This is a genomic window from Enterobacter nematophilus (assembly GCF_026344075.1).
Lineage (GTDB): Bacteria > Pseudomonadota > Gammaproteobacteria > Enterobacterales > Enterobacteriaceae > Enterobacter > Enterobacter nematophilus.
On sequence record NZ_JAPKNE010000011.1, the window covers coordinates 85235 to 102778 of the forward strand.

General features: G+C 53.7%; 16 protein-coding genes. 8 read left to right on the forward strand and 8 right to left on the reverse strand.

The genetic code is table 11. From position 1 onward, the window contains the following. Window positions 1-25: 25 nt before the first annotated feature. The gene (gene typA / locus OSH03_RS20410) at window positions 26-1849 is read right to left on the reverse strand and encodes a ribosome-dependent GTPase TypA (protein WP_266179948.1); all 1824 of its coding nucleotides are present in this window, start codon (window positions 1847-1849) and stop codon (window positions 26-28) included. Window positions 1850-2227: 378 nt separating this feature from the next. On the opposite strand from typA, the gene glnA reads away from it, so the two are divergent. The 4 genes from glnA (at window position 2228) to OSH03_RS20430 (ending at window position 6502) form a co-directional block, all read left to right on the forward strand. Beyond that, entirely contained in the window at window positions 2228-3637 is a 1410-nt protein-coding gene (glnA, locus tag OSH03_RS20415) for a glutamate--ammonia ligase (RefSeq protein WP_008501856.1), read from the forward strand. A 169-nt stretch (window positions 3638-3806) separates the two neighbouring features. Continuing rightward, a complete protein-coding gene (gene glnL / locus OSH03_RS20420; protein WP_014172250.1) occupies window positions 3807-4856 on the forward strand; it encodes a nitrogen regulation protein NR(II) in 1050 nt (349 codons plus the stop codon). An 11-nt stretch (window positions 4857-4867) separates the two neighbouring features. After that, entirely contained in the window at window positions 4868-6280 is a 1413-nt protein-coding gene (gene glnG, locus OSH03_RS20425) for a nitrogen regulation protein NR(I) (RefSeq protein WP_028014893.1), read from the forward strand. A gap of 111 nt (window positions 6281-6391) precedes the next feature. Continuing rightward, the gene (locus OSH03_RS20430; protein WP_023331639.1) at window positions 6392-6502 is read left to right on the forward strand and encodes a YshB family small membrane protein; all 111 of its coding nucleotides are present in this window, start codon (window positions 6392-6394) and stop codon (window positions 6500-6502) included. A gap of 53 nt (window positions 6503-6555) precedes the next feature. Here OSH03_RS20430 and hemN read toward each other — a convergent pair whose 3' ends face one another. Next, the gene (gene hemN / locus OSH03_RS20435) at window positions 6556-7929 is read right to left on the reverse strand and encodes an oxygen-independent coproporphyrinogen III oxidase (protein ID WP_266179949.1); all 1374 of its coding nucleotides are present in this window, start codon (window positions 7927-7929) and stop codon (window positions 6556-6558) included. A 188-nt stretch (window positions 7930-8117) separates the two neighbouring features. Then, window positions 8118-8633, reverse strand: coding sequence for a Der GTPase-activating protein YihI (gene yihI / locus OSH03_RS20440; protein ID WP_061096545.1), 516 nt, complete (start codon window positions 8631-8633; stop codon window positions 8118-8120). 577 nt (window positions 8634-9210) lie between these two features. Between yihI and yihA the strand changes: the two genes are divergently transcribed. After that, the gene (gene yihA, locus OSH03_RS20445) at window positions 9211-9840 is read left to right on the forward strand and encodes a ribosome biogenesis GTP-binding protein YihA/YsxC (RefSeq protein ID WP_061096546.1); all 630 of its coding nucleotides are present in this window, start codon (window positions 9211-9213) and stop codon (window positions 9838-9840) included. 98 nt (window positions 9841-9938) lie between these two features. On the opposite strand, the gene spfP is transcribed toward yihA, so the two are convergent. Together spfP and polA are read right to left on the reverse strand one after the other, a co-directional pair. Further along, entirely contained in the window at window positions 9939-9986 is a 48-nt protein-coding gene (gene spfP / locus OSH03_RS22265; RefSeq protein ID WP_071892919.1) for a small protein SpfP, read from the reverse strand. A 166-nt stretch (window positions 9987-10152) separates the two neighbouring features. Next, complete coding sequence (gene polA, locus OSH03_RS20450; RefSeq protein ID WP_266179950.1) at window positions 10153-12945, reverse strand: DNA polymerase I; 2793 nt, start codon at window positions 12943-12945, stop codon at window positions 10153-10155. Between the two features lie 440 nt (window positions 12946-13385). On the opposite strand from polA, the gene OSH03_RS20455 reads away from it, so the two are divergent. Continuing rightward, entirely contained in the window at window positions 13386-14294 is a 909-nt protein-coding gene (locus OSH03_RS20455; RefSeq protein ID WP_061099599.1) for an acyltransferase, read from the forward strand. 23 nt (window positions 14295-14317) lie between these two features. Here the strand turns inward: OSH03_RS20455 and dsbA are convergent, their stop codons facing one another. The 3 genes from dsbA to OSH03_RS20470 form a co-directional block, all read right to left on the reverse strand. Next, on the reverse strand, window positions 14318-14941 hold the full coding sequence (dsbA, locus tag OSH03_RS20460; RefSeq protein ID WP_028014899.1) for a thiol:disulfide interchange protein DsbA: 624 nt from the start codon (window positions 14939-14941) through the stop codon (window positions 14318-14320). A gap of 27 nt (window positions 14942-14968) precedes the next feature. After that, window positions 14969-15955 (reverse strand): serine/threonine protein kinase, encoded by a 987-nt coding sequence (locus OSH03_RS20465; protein ID WP_266179951.1) that lies wholly within the window; start codon window positions 15953-15955, stop codon window positions 14969-14971. 75 nt (window positions 15956-16030) lie between these two features. Continuing rightward, complete coding sequence (locus tag OSH03_RS20470; RefSeq protein WP_008501866.1) at window positions 16031-16300, reverse strand: YihD family protein; 270 nt, start codon at window positions 16298-16300, stop codon at window positions 16031-16033. 68 nt (window positions 16301-16368) lie between these two features. Here OSH03_RS20470 and mobA point away from each other — a divergent pair, with 68 nt between their 5' ends. Together mobA and mobB are read left to right on the forward strand one after the other, a co-directional pair. Continuing rightward, complete coding sequence (gene mobA, locus OSH03_RS20475) at window positions 16369-16953, forward strand: molybdenum cofactor guanylyltransferase MobA (RefSeq protein ID WP_253543454.1); 585 nt, start codon at window positions 16369-16371, stop codon at window positions 16951-16953. After that, on the forward strand, window positions 16950-17453 hold the full coding sequence (gene mobB / locus OSH03_RS20480) for a molybdopterin-guanine dinucleotide biosynthesis protein MobB (protein ID WP_266179952.1): 504 nt from the start codon (window positions 16950-16952) through the stop codon (window positions 17451-17453). The genes mobA and mobB overlap by 4 nt, the downstream gene beginning before the upstream one ends. Window positions 17454-17544 lie beyond the last annotated feature (91 nt).

A 17544-nucleotide genomic window follows, 5' to 3' on the forward strand; every position in this document is an offset into this window, starting at 1 on the left:
CTTTTTTTATTACGGATTGACCGTATTAGTCTTCTTTCGCACCGCGCATAGCACGTTTACGATCGTTCTCGGTCAGGTGACGTTTACGGATACGAATTGACAGTGGAGTCACTTCTACCAGTTCGTCGTCATCGATGAATTCCAGAGCCTGCTCCAGAGTCATCTTGATCGGTGGAACCAGAACCGTTGCTTCGTCAGTACCGGACGCACGCATGTTGGTCAGCTTCTTACCGGTCAGGCAGTTTACGGTCAGGTCGTTAGAACGACTGTGAATACCGATGATCTGGCCTTCGTAAACTTCAGCACCGTGACCCAGGAACAGCTTGCCGCGATCCTGCAGACCGAACAGCGCAAACGCAACCGCTTTACCCTGACCGTTGGAGATCAGTACGCCGTTGTTACGCTGACCCACTTCGCCCGGACGAACGTCGTCGTAGTGGCTGAAGGTGGAGTACAGCAGACCCGTACCAGAAGTCATGGTCATGAACTCTGAACGGAAGCCGATCAGGCCACGGCTTGGGATCACGTAGTCGAGACGTACGCGGCCTTTGCCGTCTGGATTCATGTTTTTCAGGTCGCCTTTACGCTCGCCCAGCGCCTGCATCACAGAACCCTGGTGCTGCTCTTCTACGTCCAGCGTTACGTTTTCGAACGGCTCTTGTTTACGGCCGTCGATTTCGCGGAAGATTACTTTCGGACGGGAAACCGCCATCTCGAAACCTTCACGACGCATGTTTTCGATCAGAACAGACAGGTGCAGCTCACCACGACCGGATACGCGGAACGCATCAGCGTCTTCGGTTTCTTCAACGCGCAGCGCAACGTTGTGCACCAGCTCTTTGTTCAGGCGGTCAAGGATCTGACGCGAGGTAACGAACTTACCTTCTTTGCCACAGAACGGAGAGGTGTTGACGTTGAAGAACATGGATACGGTTGGTTCATCAACGGACAGGGCTGGCAGCGCTTCGACGTTCTGCGGATCGCAGATGGTGTCGGAGATGTTCAGCTCACCCAGACCGGTGATTGCGATGATGTCGCCCGCTTCAGCGATGTCGCTCTCGATACGCTCAAGACCCAGGTGAGTCAGTACCTTACCGACTTTACCGTTACGGGTTTTGCCTTCGCTATCGATGATAGTGACCTGCTGGTTAGGCTTCACTTTACCGCGCTTGATACGGCCAATCCCGATAACGCCAACGTAGTTGTTGTAGTCGAGCTGGGAGATCTGCATCTGCAGGGTGCCTTCCAGGTCAACGTTTGGCGCAGGAACACGGTCAACAATCGCCTGATACAGCGGGGTCATGTCTTCAGCCATGTCTTCGTGGTCCAGACCTGCGATACCGTTCAGCGCAGAAGCGTAAACGATAGGGAAGTCCAGCTGCTCGTCGGTCGCGTCGAGGTTAACGAACAGGTCGAATACCTGGTCAACAACCCAGTCAGGACGCGCGCCAGGGCGGTCAACTTTGTTGATAACAACGATTGGCTTCAGACCATGGGCAAAAGCTTTTTTGGTCACGAAGCGCGTCTGTGGCATTGGGCCATCCATTGCGTCAACGACCAGCAGAACGGAGTCTACCATGGACATTACACGTTCAACTTCACCACCGAAGTCGGCGTGCCCTGGGGTATCAACGATGTTGATACGGTAGTCATTCCATTTAATCGCGGTGTTTTTCGCGAGGATGGTAATCCCACGCTCTTTCTCCAAATCGTTGGAGTCCATCACGCGTTCTTGGGTTTCGGCACGCGCATCAAACGTACCGGATTGCTGCAGCAGCTTATCAACCAGGGTAGTTTTACCATGGTCAACGTGCGCGATGATGGCGATGTTACGCAAATTTTCGATCACAACTTTGCCTCAGGCATTTAGAAATAGCGCGTTATTGTACACGGATTAATCGCACTACAAAACAGGATCACAAACATCCCCCGCAAACAAGTATTGCAGAGATGCTTTGTGATCGCTTTCACGGAGCGGTAAAAGGGCACTTTAACGTAAATTGCACCAATATGGTGCTCAATGTTCACATTGAAGCACTATACTGGTGCAACAAATCCATCATGGTGCAGCCCTTTTGCACTATGGTGCGCATGATAACGCCTTTTTGGGGTGTTTTAAAAGTTGGCACAGATTTCGCTTTATAAAAAATACATGGCAACAGCCAGTACCAACAGAAATTGAAGACCTCGTTACCACGACGACAATGACCAATCTGGAGAGTTAAGTATGTCCGCTGAACACGTTTTGACGATGCTGAACGAACATGAAGTGAAGTTTGTTGATCTGCGCTTCACCGATACCAAAGGTAAAGAACAGCACGTCACAATCCCTGCTCATCAGGTGAACGCCGAATTCTTTGAAGAAGGCAAAATGTTTGACGGCTCCTCCATTGGTGGCTGGAAAGGCATTAACGAATCCGACATGGTTCTGATGCCAGATGCAACCACTGCGGTCATTGATCCGTTCTTCGAAGAACCAACCCTGATCATCCGCTGCGACATCCTCGAGCCAGGCACGCTGCAGGGCTACGACCGCGACCCACGTTCTATCGCAAAACGCGCTGAAGAGTATCTGCGTTCTACCGGCATCGCGGACACCGTTCTGTTCGGGCCAGAGCCAGAATTCTTCCTGTTCGACGACATCCGCTTCGGTGCCTCTATTTCTGGCTCCCACGTGGCTATCGACGACATCGAAGGCGCATGGAACTCTTCCACCAAATACGAAGGTGGTAACAAAGGTCACCGTCCTGGCGTGAAAGGCGGTTACTTCCCGGTTCCTCCGGTCGACTCTGCACAGGACATCCGTTCCACCATGTGTCTGGTGATGGAAGAGATGGGCCTGGTTGTTGAAGCGCACCACCACGAAGTGGCGACTGCGGGTCAGAACGAAGTGGCAACCCGCTTCAACACCATGACCAAAAAAGCAGACGAAATTCAGATCTACAAATACGTTGTGCACAACGTAGCGCACCGTTTCGGTAAAACCGCGACCTTCATGCCAAAACCAATGTTTGGCGACAACGGTTCCGGTATGCACTGCCACATGTCTCTGTCCAAGAACGGTACCAACCTGTTCTCTGGCGACAAATACGCCGGTCTGTCCGAGCAGGCGCTGTATTACATCGGTGGTGTTATCAAACACGCTAAAGCGATCAACGCCCTGGCGAACCCAACCACCAACTCCTACAAGCGTCTGGTCCCGGGCTACGAAGCGCCAGTGATGCTGGCCTACTCTGCGCGTAACCGTTCTGCTTCTATCCGTATCCCGGTGGTGGCGTCTCCGAAAGCGCGTCGTATCGAAGTGCGCTTCCCGGACCCAGCGGCTAACCCATACCTGTGCTTCGCAGCGCTGCTGATGGCCGGTCTGGACGGTATCAAGAACAAGATCCACCCAGGCGAAGCGATGGACAAAAACCTGTACGACCTGCCGCCAGAAGAAGCGAAAGAGATCCCACAGGTTGCTGGCTCTCTGGAAGAAGCCCTGCAGGCGCTGGACGCAGACCGCGAGTTCCTGACTGCGGGTGGCGTATTCACTGACGACGCTATCGATGCTTACATCGCCCTGCGTACTGAAGAGAACGACCGCGTGCGTATGACTCCGCATCCGGTTGAGTTCGAACTGTACTACAGCGTTTAATTTAGTTGTTTTACCCGGCGTGAAAAGCGCCGGGGGTAGTTGCCGTGGAAACTTTTAGCCCATCTCCGGATGGGCTTTTTTCTCCACCAACAACCTGATCTCACGCGCTTTTTACGCCGAAACCGCTATACTGCACTAAAACAGTGCAACGACTCCAGGAGACTGCTGAATGGCAACTGGCACGCTGCCCGATGCTGGGCAGATCCTCAATTCTTTGATTAACAGCATCCTGCTGGTCGACGACGAGCTGGCCGTCCATTACGCCAACCCGGCGGCGCAACAGCTGCTCGCCCAGAGTTCACGCAAACTGTTTGGCACCCCGCTTCCTGAGTTGTTGAGCTATTTTTCGCTGAATATTGGCCTGATGCAGGAGAGTTTGCAGGCCGGTCAGGGGTTCACCGATAACGAAGTCACGCTGGTGATCGACGGACGCTCACATATTCTTTCCCTTACCGCGCAGCGTTTGCCGGAAGGACTGATCCTGCTGGAAATGGCGCCGATGGATAATCAGCGTCGCCTGAGCCAGGAGCAGCTTCAGCATGCGCAGCAAATTGCCGCCCGTGACCTGGTGCGAGGTCTGGCGCATGAAATCAAAAACCCGCTGGGTGGGTTACGCGGCGCGGCGCAGCTTCTGACCAAGGCGCTGCCCGATCCCGCGCTGGCGGAGTACACCAACGTCATCATTGAGCAGGCGGACCGCCTGCGTAACCTGGTCGATCGCCTTCTCGGGCCGCAGCAGCCGGGTATGCACGTTTCAGAAAGCATTCATAAAGTCGCTGAACGGGTGGTGAAGCTCGTCTCGATGGAGCTTCCGGAGAACGTCACGCTGGTGCGTGATTACGACCCAAGCCTGCCGGAACTGGCGCATGACCCGGACCAGATTGAGCAGGTCCTGCTGAATATCGTGCGCAATGCGTTGCAGGCGCTGGGGCCGGAAGGCGGCGAGATTATTTTACGCACCCGCACCGCCTTCCAGCTCACGCTGCACGGCGTGCGCTATCGTCTGGCGGCACGCATCGACGTTGAGGATAACGGTCCCGGCATTCCTTCTCATCTGCAGGACACCCTGTTCTACCCGATGGTGAGCGGGCGCGAAGGCGGTACGGGACTGGGCTTATCTATCGCCCGCAGCCTGATCGATCAGCACTCCGGAAAAATTGAATTTACCAGTTGGCCGGGACATACCGAGTTTTCGGTTTTCCTGCCGATTAAAAAATAAAGGTGACGTTTATGCAACGAGGGATAGTCTGGGTAGTCGATGACGATAGCTCCATCCGTTGGGTGCTTGAACGCGCGCTCACAGGGGCAGGATTAAGCTGCACGACGTTTGAGAGCGGCAGCGAGGTGCTCGACGCACTCACCACCAAAACGCCGGACGTACTGCTCTCGGATATTCGCATGCCGGGCATGGACGGGCTGGCGCTGTTAAAGCAGATCAAACAACGCCATCCGATGCTCCCGGTCATCATAATGACCGCGCACTCCGATCTGGATGCCGCGGTGAGCGCCTATCAGCAAGGGGCGTTCGATTACCTGCCCAAACCGTTTGATATCGACGAAGCGGTGGCGCTGGTAGAGCGCGCGATTAGCCACTACCAGGAGCAGCAACAGCCGCGCCACGCCCCCGATTTTGGGCCAACCACTGACATCATCGGCGAAGCGCCGGCGATGCAGGACGTGTTTCGCATTATCGGCCGTCTGTCCCGTTCGTCCATCAGCGTGTTGATTAACGGCGAATCGGGTACAGGTAAAGAGCTGGTGGCCCATGCGTTACATCGCCATAGCCCGCGGGCAAAAGCGCCGTTTATCGCCCTCAACATGGCGGCGATCCCGAAGGATTTGATTGAGTCCGAGCTGTTCGGCCATGAAAAAGGGGCGTTTACCGGCGCGAATACCATTCGCCAGGGGCGCTTTGAGCAGGCTGACGGCGGCACGCTGTTCCTGGACGAGATCGGCGATATGCCGCTGGACGTTCAGACCCGCCTGCTGCGCGTGCTGGCCGACGGGCAGTTTTACCGCGTGGGCGGCTATGCGCCGGTGAAGGTGGACGTGCGCATTATCGCCGCGACGCACCAGAACCTGGAGCTGCGCGTGCAGGAAGGAAAATTCCGTGAGGATTTATTCCACCGCCTGAACGTCATTCGCGTTCATTTGCCGCCGCTGCGCGAGCGTCGGGAAGATATTCCTCGCCTGGCGCGTCATTTCCTGCAGGTGGCAGCCCGCGAGCTGGGCGTGGAAGCCAAGCAGCTTCACCCGGAAACCGATGCTGCCCTCACCCGCCTGGCGTGGCCGGGCAACGTGCGTCAGCTGGAAAACACCTGCCGCTGGTTAACCGTGATGGCCGCCGGTCAGGAAGTGCTGATTCAGGATTTACCGGCCGAGCTGTTTGAGGCCACCGCGCCAGAAAGCAGTACCGGGCACGCGCTGCCGGACAGCTGGGCGACGCTGCTGGCGCAGTGGGCCGACCGCGCGCTGCGTTCCGGTCATCAAAACCTGCTGTCTGAGGCTCAGCCAGAGATGGAGCGTACGCTGTTGACCACCGCGCTTCGTCATACGCAGGGCCATAAGCAGGAAGCGGCGCGCCTGCTGGGATGGGGACGTAATACCCTGACGCGCAAGCTGAAAGAGCTGGGAATGGAGTGATCTCACTCCGCTGTGTAAAGGTTATTAATTGAGCGCAAATTGCCGTTATTTTGCGCTTTACTGTTCCGATGAGTTTTGTATGATCGTGCCCGGAAATTGGGGGTGTAGATCATGCTGGAAACATTAGTCAATATGCTCTCTAGCGGGGCAGTTGAAAGCCACACGCCACAAACCGCCGTTGCGGCGGTGCTGTGTGCGGCGCTGGTTGGGCTGTTTAGCTAGCGGGTTAGAAACGTAAAAGCCGGGTGGCGGCTTCGCCTCACCCGGCCTACGTTTCAAATCACTCGTGAGAACTGCTGTATACGCGCTTTCTGACGCAGATACGCGTCAAAGCACATGCAGATATTACGGATCAACAGACGCCCTTTCGGCGTGACCTCAATTGAACTCTCCGATACATCCACCAGCCCGTCTTTCGCCAGCGGCGCAATCAGCTTCAGGTCTTCCGCAAAATATTCGCTGAACGTCAGCTCCCACTGTGCTTCCACGTCGCTAAAGTCGAGACGGAAGTTGCAGATAAGCGCCTTAATCACATCGCGACGAATGCAGTCGTCACGGGTCAGCGCGATGCCGCGCCACAGCGCGTTGCCGGTTTCATCTACCTGCTGGTAGTAGAGCTTTAGCTCTTTCTGGTTCTGCGCGTAGCAGTCACCGATCATGCTGATGGCAGAGACGCCCATGCCGAGCAGATCGGTATCGCCCTGGGTGGTGTAACCCTGGAAGTTACGGTGCAGTACCCCTTCGCGCTGGGCAATCGCCAGCTCGTCGTCCGGACGGGCAAAGTGATCCATGCCGATAAACTGATAGCCGCTCTCGGTCAGCGAGGTGATGGTTTCCTGCAGGATATCCAGCTTCTGCTGGGCAGAAGGCAGATCCGCATCTTTAATTTTGCGCTGAGCGGCGAATAGCGTCGGCAGGTGCGCGTAGTTAAAGACGCTGAGGCGGTCCGGGCTGAGTTCAGCCACGCGCTTCAGCGTAAAGGCGAAGCTCTCCGGCGTCTGCTTTGGCAGGCCGTAAATCAGGTCGATGTTGGTCGAGGTAAATCCGATGTTACGTGCGTGGTTGAGTAAGGCGAAGATAAACTCTTCGTCCTGCTCGCGGTTCACCAGACGCTGCACCTCTTTATTGAAATCCTGCACGCCCATGCTCAGACGGTTGAAGCCTTCCGCGCGTAAGTGATCCAGGACATCCAGCTCAATTTCACGCGGATCGACTTCGATCGAGATTTCGGCGTCGTCGTTAAAATTGAAATTTCCGCGCAGCAGCGTCATCAGACGGCTTATTTGCGCCTTATTCAGATAGGTTGGCGTGCCGCCGCCCCAGTGAAGCTGGCTGACGTGACGACCTTTAAACAGCGGCGCGCGGTGCACAATTTCCTGTTCGAGCGCATCGAGGTATTGGTCGGCTTTATGCTGCTGACGGGTCACGATTTTATTGCAGCCGCAGAAGTAGCAAAGCTTGTGGCAGAACGGAATATGGACGTAGAGCGACAGCGGACGCTCTGGATAGCGCGCGACGGCCTGCTGAAAATCCGCCTCGCCGAAGGCATCGGAGAACTCCAGCGCGGTGGGGTATGAGGTATAACGCGGCCCGGAATAGTTATACTTCTGGATTAGGGCCAAATCCCAGTCGATAGTTGGTGCTGACATGCTCACTCCTTCCGTTGGTGTCGCGTTCGTATACGGCGGCCCGTTCTGGCCCCATCGCGGGCCATCATTCGGGTGCGCAGCCACTTCTGTCGCCGCGACAACCGCCGTAGTTTAACGAATAACCACACCAGATAACATATAACCGGAAGGGTTATAAGCAGGACTATCGTGCCTGCCGGGTGCAAATGTTAGTTTCCACCTTTCAGAAGACGCATCATATCTTCCTGCTTTTCTTCTTCCTCTTCGTCGTCTTCGTCATCGTAAGACAGGCCCAGCTTCTGCATCAGCTCATCAATGCGGTCCAGTTTGGCATCAACCCATGACTGCTCTTCGGCGGTCAGGGTTTCACCCTCTTCAAGACGTTCCAGCAGCGCGTCCAGGCGCTCATCGTTCTCCAGCATATCCAGCTCAGCCTGCGGTGAAAGCATAGGTTTCTCGCTCTTTGGTTTGTGCTGCTTAGTGACCGGGGTGTCTGTCACGCCCAGTGGAATGGGAGTTTTACTGCCGATACGAGGATCTTTCTGCTGCTTGCTTTTTGCAGAAGCGCCCGCTGCACCACCGCCGTTTGCACGGCTGCCCGCAGCATGGCCACGATGCTTCTTATCGCGTTTGCGATCGCGCGCTTCCTGGTTCAGTTCTTCGCGCGTTTTGCGGCGTGCTTTTGCAGGGCGTTTCGCGCCCGCAGCGGAGGTTGGTTTTTTCATGATGTTTTATCTTTAAGTCGTTTTCTTCAGTATAGAATTGCGGCGAAATCTAGCAGAAAGCAAGCAAAGAAAAAAGGCGACAGAGCAATCTGTCGCCTTTTTTCCTGACTCACAACCCTTAACGGGTCAGACATTCCATGTTTACCAACAACACACCCTGTTTATCCTTTGGCTGATACCGTCCGTGTATGGTTCCATTTCCTGTTAAAACGCCTCCAGGCGCTGGTCGTCCTGACTGTCCTGCGTCTTCGCCTCCTGGCGCTCCTGACCCTAATCCTTAAGTCTAATTCCTGTTGGCTTCCTCGCCCTGACGCATACTTTACCTTGTTCGCGTAAACTGACAAGCAACGAAACGGTACAAAACGAGATTTTCAGACAATTACCCGGAAATAAGCTTATGATTTAAAACAGTTTGGCTTTTTTGACACCTGCGAATTCTCTGAAATCTCCCATAGCAACATTAGCCGATCTCTCACAACGGTTTGGGCATTCGCCTGCAGGCCTGGTGCAATGAGAAAAGCCTTTTGCCCGCATTCGGGTATAATCCCTCCAGATTACGATTTTTGGAGACGACCACGTGACTACCTGGAACTACCAACAGACGCATTTTGTCACCAGTGCGCCCGATATTCGCCACCTGCCTTCTGATACCGGTATTGAAGTGGCATTTGCTGGCCGCTCAAATGCGGGGAAATCCAGCGCCCTGAATACGCTGACCAATCAGAAGAACCTGGCGCGTACCTCAAAAACACCTGGCCGTACCCAGCTGATTAACCTCTTTGAAGTGGCTGAAGGCAAACGCCTCGTCGACTTGCCGGGATACGGTTATGCGCAGGTGCCAGAAGAGATGAAGATCAAATGGCAGCGTGCGCTGGGCGAATACCTGGAAAAACGCCTGTGCCTGAAAGGTCTGGTGGTGCTGATGGATATTCGTCACCCGCTAAAAGATCTCGATCAGCAGATGATCGACTGGGCCGTAGCAAGCGATATTGCCGTGCTGGTCCTGCTGACGAAAGCCGACAAGCTGGCAAGCGGCGCGCGTAAAGCGCAGGTGAATATGGTTCGCGAAGCGGTACTGGCCTTCAATGGCGACGTACAGGTTGAGCCTTTCTCTTCGCTGAAAAAACAGGGCGTAGACAAGCTGCGCCAGAAGCTCGACAGCTGGTTTAACGAGCTGGAACCCGCAACAGAAGCGGAAGCAGAGTAATACCGAGCGCGGCGATGTCCGCGCTTTTTTTTGCCCGAACTTTTCTTTGCCGCAATAAAAAACGCCCCAGTCATTACTGACTGGGGCGGCTAAAATATTCAGCCAAATCCGATTACGTGAAGTAAAAGGTCTGAAAGATAGAACATCTTACCTCTGTACCCTACGTCGATAACTCTACCCCTTTTTTTGCTGTAGAAAAAGCACTTTTTGTAGTTTTTTTTCATTCTTTACATAGGGAATTCTAATGATCGTCACAAAACGCGCGTTGTTATGTTGCTAACTTACATAAAACGCGCGTTATTCATTGAACCTTTAGTGAGCCTGATCCCAGTTTTCACCACTTCCCACTTCCACCAGCAACGGCACGTCAAGCGTCATGCTGCTTTCCATCAGTTCGTGGATCTTTTTCGACACAATATCGAGATCGTCTTTGTGCACTTCAAACACCAGTTCATCGTGTACCTGCATGATCATTTTCACGCGCGGCTTCTCTTTCTCGAGCCAGGCATCCACGGCTATCATGGCGCGCTTGATGATGTCCGCCGCGGTTCCCTGCATCGGGGCGTTGATCGCGGCACGTTCTGCGCCAGCGCGGCGCGCCGCGTTGCTGGATTTGATGTCCGGGAGATAGAGACGACGGCCATCCAGGGTTTCAACGTAACCCTTCTCTTTCGCCTGCGCGCGGGTACGTTCCATATAGTCCAGCACGCCCGGATAACGCTCGAAGTAGAGATCCATATACTTCTGCGACTCTTTACGCGGAATGTTGAGCTGGCGTGAAAGGCCAAACGCGCTCATGCCGTAGATCAGACCGAAGTTGATCGCCTTAGCACTGCGGCGCTGTTCGTTGGTCACGCTCTCCAGCGGCAAACCGAAGACTTCAGCCGCGGTCGCACGATGGATGTCTTTCCCTTCCGCAAATGCCGTCAGCAGACCTTTGTCGCGGGACAGGTGCGCCATAATGCGCAGTTCAATTTGCGAGTAGTCAGCCGAGACAATCAGGTAATCCTCTGGGGCGATGAAAGCCTGACGAATGCGGCGCCCCTCTTCATTACGCACCGGGATGTTCTGCAGGTTAGGATCGGTCGACGAGAGACGCCCCGTAGCCGCGACAGCCTGATGATACGACGTGTGCACGCGACCCGTTTTCGGGTTGATCATCAGCGGAAGTTTGTCCGTGTAGGTAGACTTCAGCTTCGCGAGACCGCGGTACTCCAGAATTACTTTTGGCAGCGGGTAGTCCAGCGCCAGCTCTTCCAGCACCTCTTCAGAGGTTGACGGCGCACCGCCAGGGGTTTTCTTCAGCGGCTTGATGCCCTGCTTTTCAAACAGGATGGTTTGCAGCTGTTTCGGAGACGAGAGGTTAAACGGCTCGCCTGCAAGATCGTGCGCTTTTTGCTCAAGCTCGGTCAAACGCTGCGCGAGCTCCCCAGAGTGGTTATGCAGCACCGTTGGATCGATCTTAACGCCATTGCGTTCGATACGGGACAGCACGGGCACCAGCGGCATTTCAATATGCTGGAACACGTTCAGCGGACCTTCGTGCTTCTGCAGTTTCGGCCACATCTTCAGGTGCAGCTGCAGCGTGACGTCGGCATCTTCCGCCGCGTAGCGCCCTGCTTCTTCAAGAGCGATCTGGTTAAAAGTGAGCTGATTTTTCCCTTTACCGGCAATCTCTTCAAAGGTGATGGTTTTGTGCTTGAGCCAGCGGTCAGATAAGGAATCCATATCATGACGGCCCGCCACGCTGTCCAAAATGTAGGATTCGAGCATGGTGTCGAAGGCAATCCCGCGCAGCTCAATGCCGTAGTTCTGCAGAATGCCGCGGTCGTACTTGAGGTTTTGCCCGACCTTCAGCGCCTTTTCGTCTTCCAGGATCGGCTTCAGTAGCTCTAGCACGCGCTCGCGGGAGATCTGCTCCGGCGCATCCAGGTAATCGTGCGCCACAGGAACGTAGGCGGCAACACCCGGCTCTGTCGCAAAGGACAATCCCACCATATTGGCTGAGATGTTGTCGAGGCTGTCTGTTTCGGTGTCAAAGGCAAAGACCGGCGCTTTTTTCAGTTTTTCGATCCAGGCGATCAGCTGCGACTCTTCCAGAATGGTTTCGTAGTTGTCGAAGGAGAGCGCTGCGGCCTCTTCTTCCGCCTGCTCTTCGGCATCAACGACAATCGTCTCCTTCGGCTTAGCAGCAGGTTTAGCCCCTTTTGCCTGCAGCCATTTACCTGCTTCTACGTCAGTGGTCCAGCGCTTGAATTCGTATTTCTTAAACAGGCTCAGCAGGTCGTCAGCGGAAGGCTGTTGCACTTCCAGCTGCTCACAGCCCAGCTCCAGTTCCACATCGGTTTTGATCGTTGCCAGCTTATAGGAGAGATAAGCCACCTCTTTATTCTCTTCCAGCTTCCCGGCCATGGTTTTTGCCCCGCGGAAGGAGAGGCCGGCGATTTTGTCTGATTCCGCATAGAGCGTGTCCAGACCACCCAGCCCCTGGAGCAGCGCCTGCGCGGTTTTTTCACCGACGCCGGGGACGCCAGGGATGTTATCCGAGGAGTCGCCCATCAACGCAAGGAAGTCGATAATCAGCTCTGGCGGCACGCCATACTTAGTGACCACTTCTTCTGGCCCCAGAATGGTGTTGGTCATGGTGTTTATCAGGGTGATACCTGGCGTCACCAGCTGGGCCATATCTTTATCACCGGTGCTGATCAGCACCGGACGGCCCATTTTTTCTGCTTCACGCGCCAGCGTACCGATGACGTCGTCGGCTTCTACGCCAGAGACGGCCAGCAGCGGCAGGCCCATCGCTTTCACCATGGCGTGCAGCGGCTCAATCTGCGCACGCAGATCGTCAGGCATTGGCGGACGGTGGGATTTGTAATGCTCAAACAGCTCATCGCGGAAGGTTTTGCCTTTCGCATCAAAAACCACAGCCGCATGGGTGGGCTGATACTGAAGGATCAGGCTGCGCAGCATGTTCAGCACGCCGTACATTGCGCCGGTAGGTTCCCCTGCGCTATTGGTCAGAGGAGGAAACGCATGGTACGCCCGATACAGGTAAGAAGAGCCGTCGACGAGAATAAGTGGGTTTTCTGGGATCTGAACCATAATGTCCGTGCCTTTAATCAATTTATGCGTAAAGGATGCCACAGAAGGATGAAAACATCAGTTATTCAGGTTCGATACAGGAAAAGATTTTGCGATCGTGAGGATCGCTCGCAAAATTCAAACTGTGGATAAGTTTGTGAATATTTTCACTTCAAATGAAAAACAGATACTAAAAGCAGGCGCGCGCTGAGAATAAATCATTTAATATCATTCAGTTAATGGCTAACGCTGCATGATAATAACCTGCTGATGGCAATTTAGTCTATGTGGATATAAGTCCTGATTAGCGCACAATATTAGAGAAATCTTCTGCGTCAGGGGAAAAGCCGTCAATTGACGATATGAAATCGCCATTATTTTGTCATTTTTCTGATAAAATCAGCGCCCTGCGCCGAATTATTGGCCGCGCCATTATAGCTAACCACCTGAAAAAGCTCATCATGTCGAGATTACTCGCTGCAATAACATTACCGCTAAGCATCATTTTAACTATTCTGGTGACGGTTGCCTGTTCTGTGCCGATCATTATCGCCGGGATCGTTAAACTGCTGCTGCCTGTGCCTGCGGTGTGGCGATCCGTCTCTGCGTTTTGTAATTTCATGATGTATTGCTGGTGTGAAGGACTGGCGATCCTGCTGTGCCTGAACCCGCATCTTAAATGGGATGTCGAAGGGCTGGAGAGCCTGAACAAAAAGAACTGGTACCTGCTGATCTGCAACCATCACAGCTGGGCAGACATCGTGGTGTTATGCGTGCTTTTCCGCAAGCATATCCCGATGAACAAATACTTCCTGAAGCAGCAGCTCGCCTGGGTGCCTTTTATCGGGCTGGCCTGCTGGGCGCTCGATATGCCGTTTATGAAACGCTATTCGCGCAGCTATTTGATTCGTCATCCGGAGCGTCGCGGTAAGGATGTGGAGACCACGCGCCGTTCCTGTGAAAAGTTTCGCGCGCATCCAACAACCATCGTGAACTTTGTTGAAGGCTCCCGGTTTACGGAAGATAAACGTCAACAAACACGCTCCCCTTATCAGAACCTGCTTCCGCCAAAGGCGGCGGGTATTGCGATGGCGCTTAACGTGCTGGGTGCACAGTTCGATAAACTTCTGAACGTTACGCTCTGCTATCCGGAAAATGACACGACGCCATTTTTCGACATGCTCAGCGGCAAGCTGACGCGCATTGTTGTTCGGGTGAATTTAGTGCCGATAGATGCCGGGCTGCACGGTGACTACGTAAACGATAAGAATTTCAAACGTGGTTTCCAGCAGTGGCTTAATACGCTCTGGAAAGAGAAAGACGAACAGATAGACAGCATTAAATCTTCATACAAAAACGCCGGTCAGTGACCGGCGTTTTCATATCAACGAAATTACTTCTTCTCAACCAGGTATTTCACGGTGTCAGCATACTGCTGTACGAAAATATCCATGCTGCTGGTGTCCATGCCCTGCATGTTCAGCTGATATTTGCCGTTAACAAACATCGCCGGAACGCCCTGAAGCTGCAGATCAGCAGCCGCTTTTTCCTGCTGAGCAACCAGAGATTTCACGACAAAGCTGTTCCACGCGGCGTCGTACTCTTCACCTTTCACGCCGGCATCAACGAACACTTTGCGGATATCCGCAGTGGTTTGAACGGTCTGGGTTTTCTGTACGGCTTCGAACATTGGAGCAGTGATTTTATCTTCCACGCCCAGCGCCATCGCAACCGCCCACGCCTGAGTCAGGTCTTTACCCAACGGGCCCAGGAACTCAACGTGGTACTTGGTCATTTTGGTGCCTTCCGGCAGCTTTTTCTTCACGTTGTCAGAAACATGCAGCACTTCTTCGAATTGATAGCAGTGCGGGCAGTAGAACGAGAAGAACTCCAGAACCTGTGGCTCGCCAGCAACCGGCTTTTCCAGCGTGATAAACTGTTTACCGTCGGTAAACTGCGCAGCAGAAGCGCTAAATGCCAGAATCATACCTGCCAGCGCCAGCCAAATTTTTTTCATGATTAACTCTCTCCTGGGTGTGTCCAATTAATACATCGGCGTTAATTGCAGAGGGGGTTCCTGAAGAACCTTAACCTGCTGAGTGAATGTAGATATCTGGCTGCGCCAGTAATCTTCTCCGGTAAGCCACGGGAAATTACGGGGAAATGCGGGATCGTCCCAACGCCTGATTAACCATGCGAGATAATAAACAAAACGCATCGCACGTAAAGGCTCAATCAGGGCAATTTCGTCTGAATTAAACGGGCTAAATTCTTCATAGGCTTCAATAATCGTTTCAAGCTGCATGCGCTGCTCGGCTTTGTCCCCATTCAGCAGCATCCACAGATCCTGAACCGCTGGTCCCATGCGCGCATCGTCGAGATCGACAAACAGCGGGCCGTCGCGCCAGAGAATATTTCCGGCATGACAATCGCCGTGCAGGCGCAGAACGGAAATATCATCACGCCAGCAGGTTTTCACCGCAGCAATAAGCTTATCGGTGGCGTTAAGGAAATCATCCTTTAACGCAGCGGGGATCAGCGCAGACGTTTCGAATATCTGACGCGGTTCAGTGAGATATTCCTGAATCCCGATCGTTGGTCGGGCAGTGAACGCTGTTTTACGTCCCGTCTGATGAATGCGTCCCAGATAGCGAGCAACCCACTCCATCTGATCGATGTTATCCGCTTCAAACTGGCGGCCACCCAAACTGGGGAATACGGCGTAGTAAAACCCTTCGTGCGTGAGCAGCGTTTGGTTATTGAACTTTATCGGCGCGGCAACGGGAACGTCATCAACCTGCAGATCGTGAGCAAACTGGTGCTCCTCCTGAATTTGCTGTGCAGACCAACGTTCAGGGCGATAGAACTTTACGACGAAGCGCTGACGATCCTCGTCCTGAAATTGATAGACGCGGTTTTCGTAGCTATTTAACGGGGTTAGCCCGGAATCCACACGAATACCCTGTTCAAACAGGGCATCCATAATGGTATCCGGGTGTAGTGTCTGGAAAGTAAAAGCCTGGTCGTTCATCCGATCATCCGGAAATTATACGAATGATTCAGGATATCATCTTGTAGCGATTTCGGTGGCTCCGCTTACAAGCTTTTACTCTTTAATTACGCCTCGGGCGCGCAGCAATGCCGTTTTAAAATCTTCCTCATAATCCTTCTGAATACCAGGAATAACAGCATCTTTGGCTGAGTCGCGCATTTTGAGGTGGTAGATCAGGATGTCGTCAGAAAGGTCTGCCAGATCGCCGTCAAAACCTGACTCTTTTGCCAGTTTCTGTAAGAATTGCATCAGATTCAGCTCTGGCTCTTTTTGCCAGGCTGGCTGGAGGAGTTCAATGACTTCATTCAGACGTTTACATTTCATGGTGGTGCTCCTTTCATTTAGAGTGACACGTTAGCAGGGTCAATCCCACAATAAAAGAGGCGATATTCGTGAATCTTAGCCTGGAAATCACCGGGGTCGTTCTGGCAGGTGGCAGAGCAACGCGGATGGGGGGGAAAGATAAGGGGCTCCAGCGCCTGAATGGCAAACCCTTATGGCAATGTGTCGCAGATACGCTCGCAGGCCAGGTGACGACAATGGCCATCAGCGCTAACAGGCATATCGACACCTATCAGCGCAGCGGGTACGCCGTTTATCAGGATAACCTTGAGGATTACCCGGGGCCGCTGGCCGGTATGCTCTCCGTTATGCAGCAGTCAAACGGAGAGTGGTTCCTGTTCTGCCCCTGCGATACCCCGCTTATTCCATCCTGTCTTGTTGAGCGTCTGGTTAAGCTTCGTGGCACTGCGCCCGTGGTCTGGGTGCATGACGGCGAACGCGATCATCCTGCTATTGCCTTAATGCACCGATCGCTGGTGCCCGCTCTGCAGGAGTATCTGGCGGCGGGAGAGCGCAGGGTGATGGTCTTTATGCGCCAGTCTGGCGGCCATTCGGTTGATTTTAGCGATCTCACGTCTGCGTTTGTGAACGTGAATACATGTGAAGATTTGCAGAGGATGCAGGAGAAGAGATGATACCCGTTTTAGCTATTTCCGCATGGAGCGGCACAGGTAAAACCACGCTGCTGAAGAAGCTGATCCCTGCGCTTTGCGCTAAAGGTCTTCGCCCCGGATTAATTAAGCATACGCACCACCATATGGATGTCGATAAGCCGGGCAAAGATAGCTATGAACTGCGCAAAGCAGGTGCCGCGCAGACAATGGTGGCAAGCAACCAGCGCTGGGCTTTGATGACAGAAACGCCGGATGAGGCGCCGCTGGATCTCGCATATCTGGTCAGCCGAATGGATCATACCACGCTGGATCTGGTGCTGGTTGAGGGGTTTAAGCATGAGGCCGTGCCTAAGATCCTGCTGTTCAGAAGCTATGCCGGGCATGATGTTAGCGAGTTAACGCTGGATGAGCATGTGATTGCGGTGGCGAGTGATGTGGTATTGCCGCTTGAAGTTCCGGTGCTGAATTTGAATGATGTGGATGGGATTGCAGAGCTTGTTGTGAAGTGGTGTGCGGTCTGACTTGCCGGTAGGTGGCTTCGCCTTACCCGGCCTACGGTTTGTGCAACTCAGAAACGCAAAAAGGCCATCCTTACGGATGGCCTCTTCACTT

Bases quoted from the DNA above. Each gene is read 5' to 3' on its own strand.
- dsbA (WP_028014899.1), bottom strand. From the start codon at position 14,941: ATGAAAAAAATTTGGCTGGCGCTGGCAGGTATGATTCTGGCATTTAGC.
- glnL (WP_014172250.1), top strand. From the start codon at position 3,807: ATGGCAACTGGCACGCTGCCCGATGCTGGGCAGATCCTCAATTCTTTG.
- OSH03_RS20470 (WP_008501866.1), bottom strand. From the start codon at position 16,300: ATGAAATGTAAACGTCTGAATGAAGTCATTGAACTCCTCCAGCCAGCC.
- glnG (WP_028014893.1), top strand. From the start codon at position 4,868: ATGCAACGAGGGATAGTCTGGGTAGTCGATGACGATAGCTCCATCCGT.
- OSH03_RS20455 (WP_061099599.1), top strand. From the start codon at position 13,386: ATGTCGAGATTACTCGCTGCAATAACATTACCGCTAAGCATCATTTTA.
- OSH03_RS20465 (WP_266179951.1), bottom strand. From the start codon at position 15,955: ATGAACGACCAGGCTTTTACTTTCCAGACACTACACCCGGATACCATT.
- mobB (WP_266179952.1), top strand. From the start codon at position 16,950: ATGATACCCGTTTTAGCTATTTCCGCATGGAGCGGCACAGGTAAAACC.
- polA (WP_266179950.1), bottom strand. From the start codon at position 12,945: ATGGTTCAGATCCCAGAAAACCCACTTATTCTCGTCGACGGCTCTTCT.
- yihI (WP_061096545.1), bottom strand. From the start codon at position 8,633: ATGAAAAAACCAACCTCCGCTGCGGGCGCGAAACGCCCTGCAAAAGCA.
- glnA (WP_008501856.1), top strand. From the start codon at position 2,228: ATGTCCGCTGAACACGTTTTGACGATGCTGAACGAACATGAAGTGAAG.
- OSH03_RS20430 (WP_023331639.1), top strand. From the start codon at position 6,392: ATGCTGGAAACATTAGTCAATATGCTCTCTAGCGGGGCAGTTGAAAGC.
- hemN (WP_266179949.1), bottom strand. From the start codon at position 7,929: ATGTCAGCACCAACTATCGACTGGGATTTGGCCCTAATCCAGAAGTAT.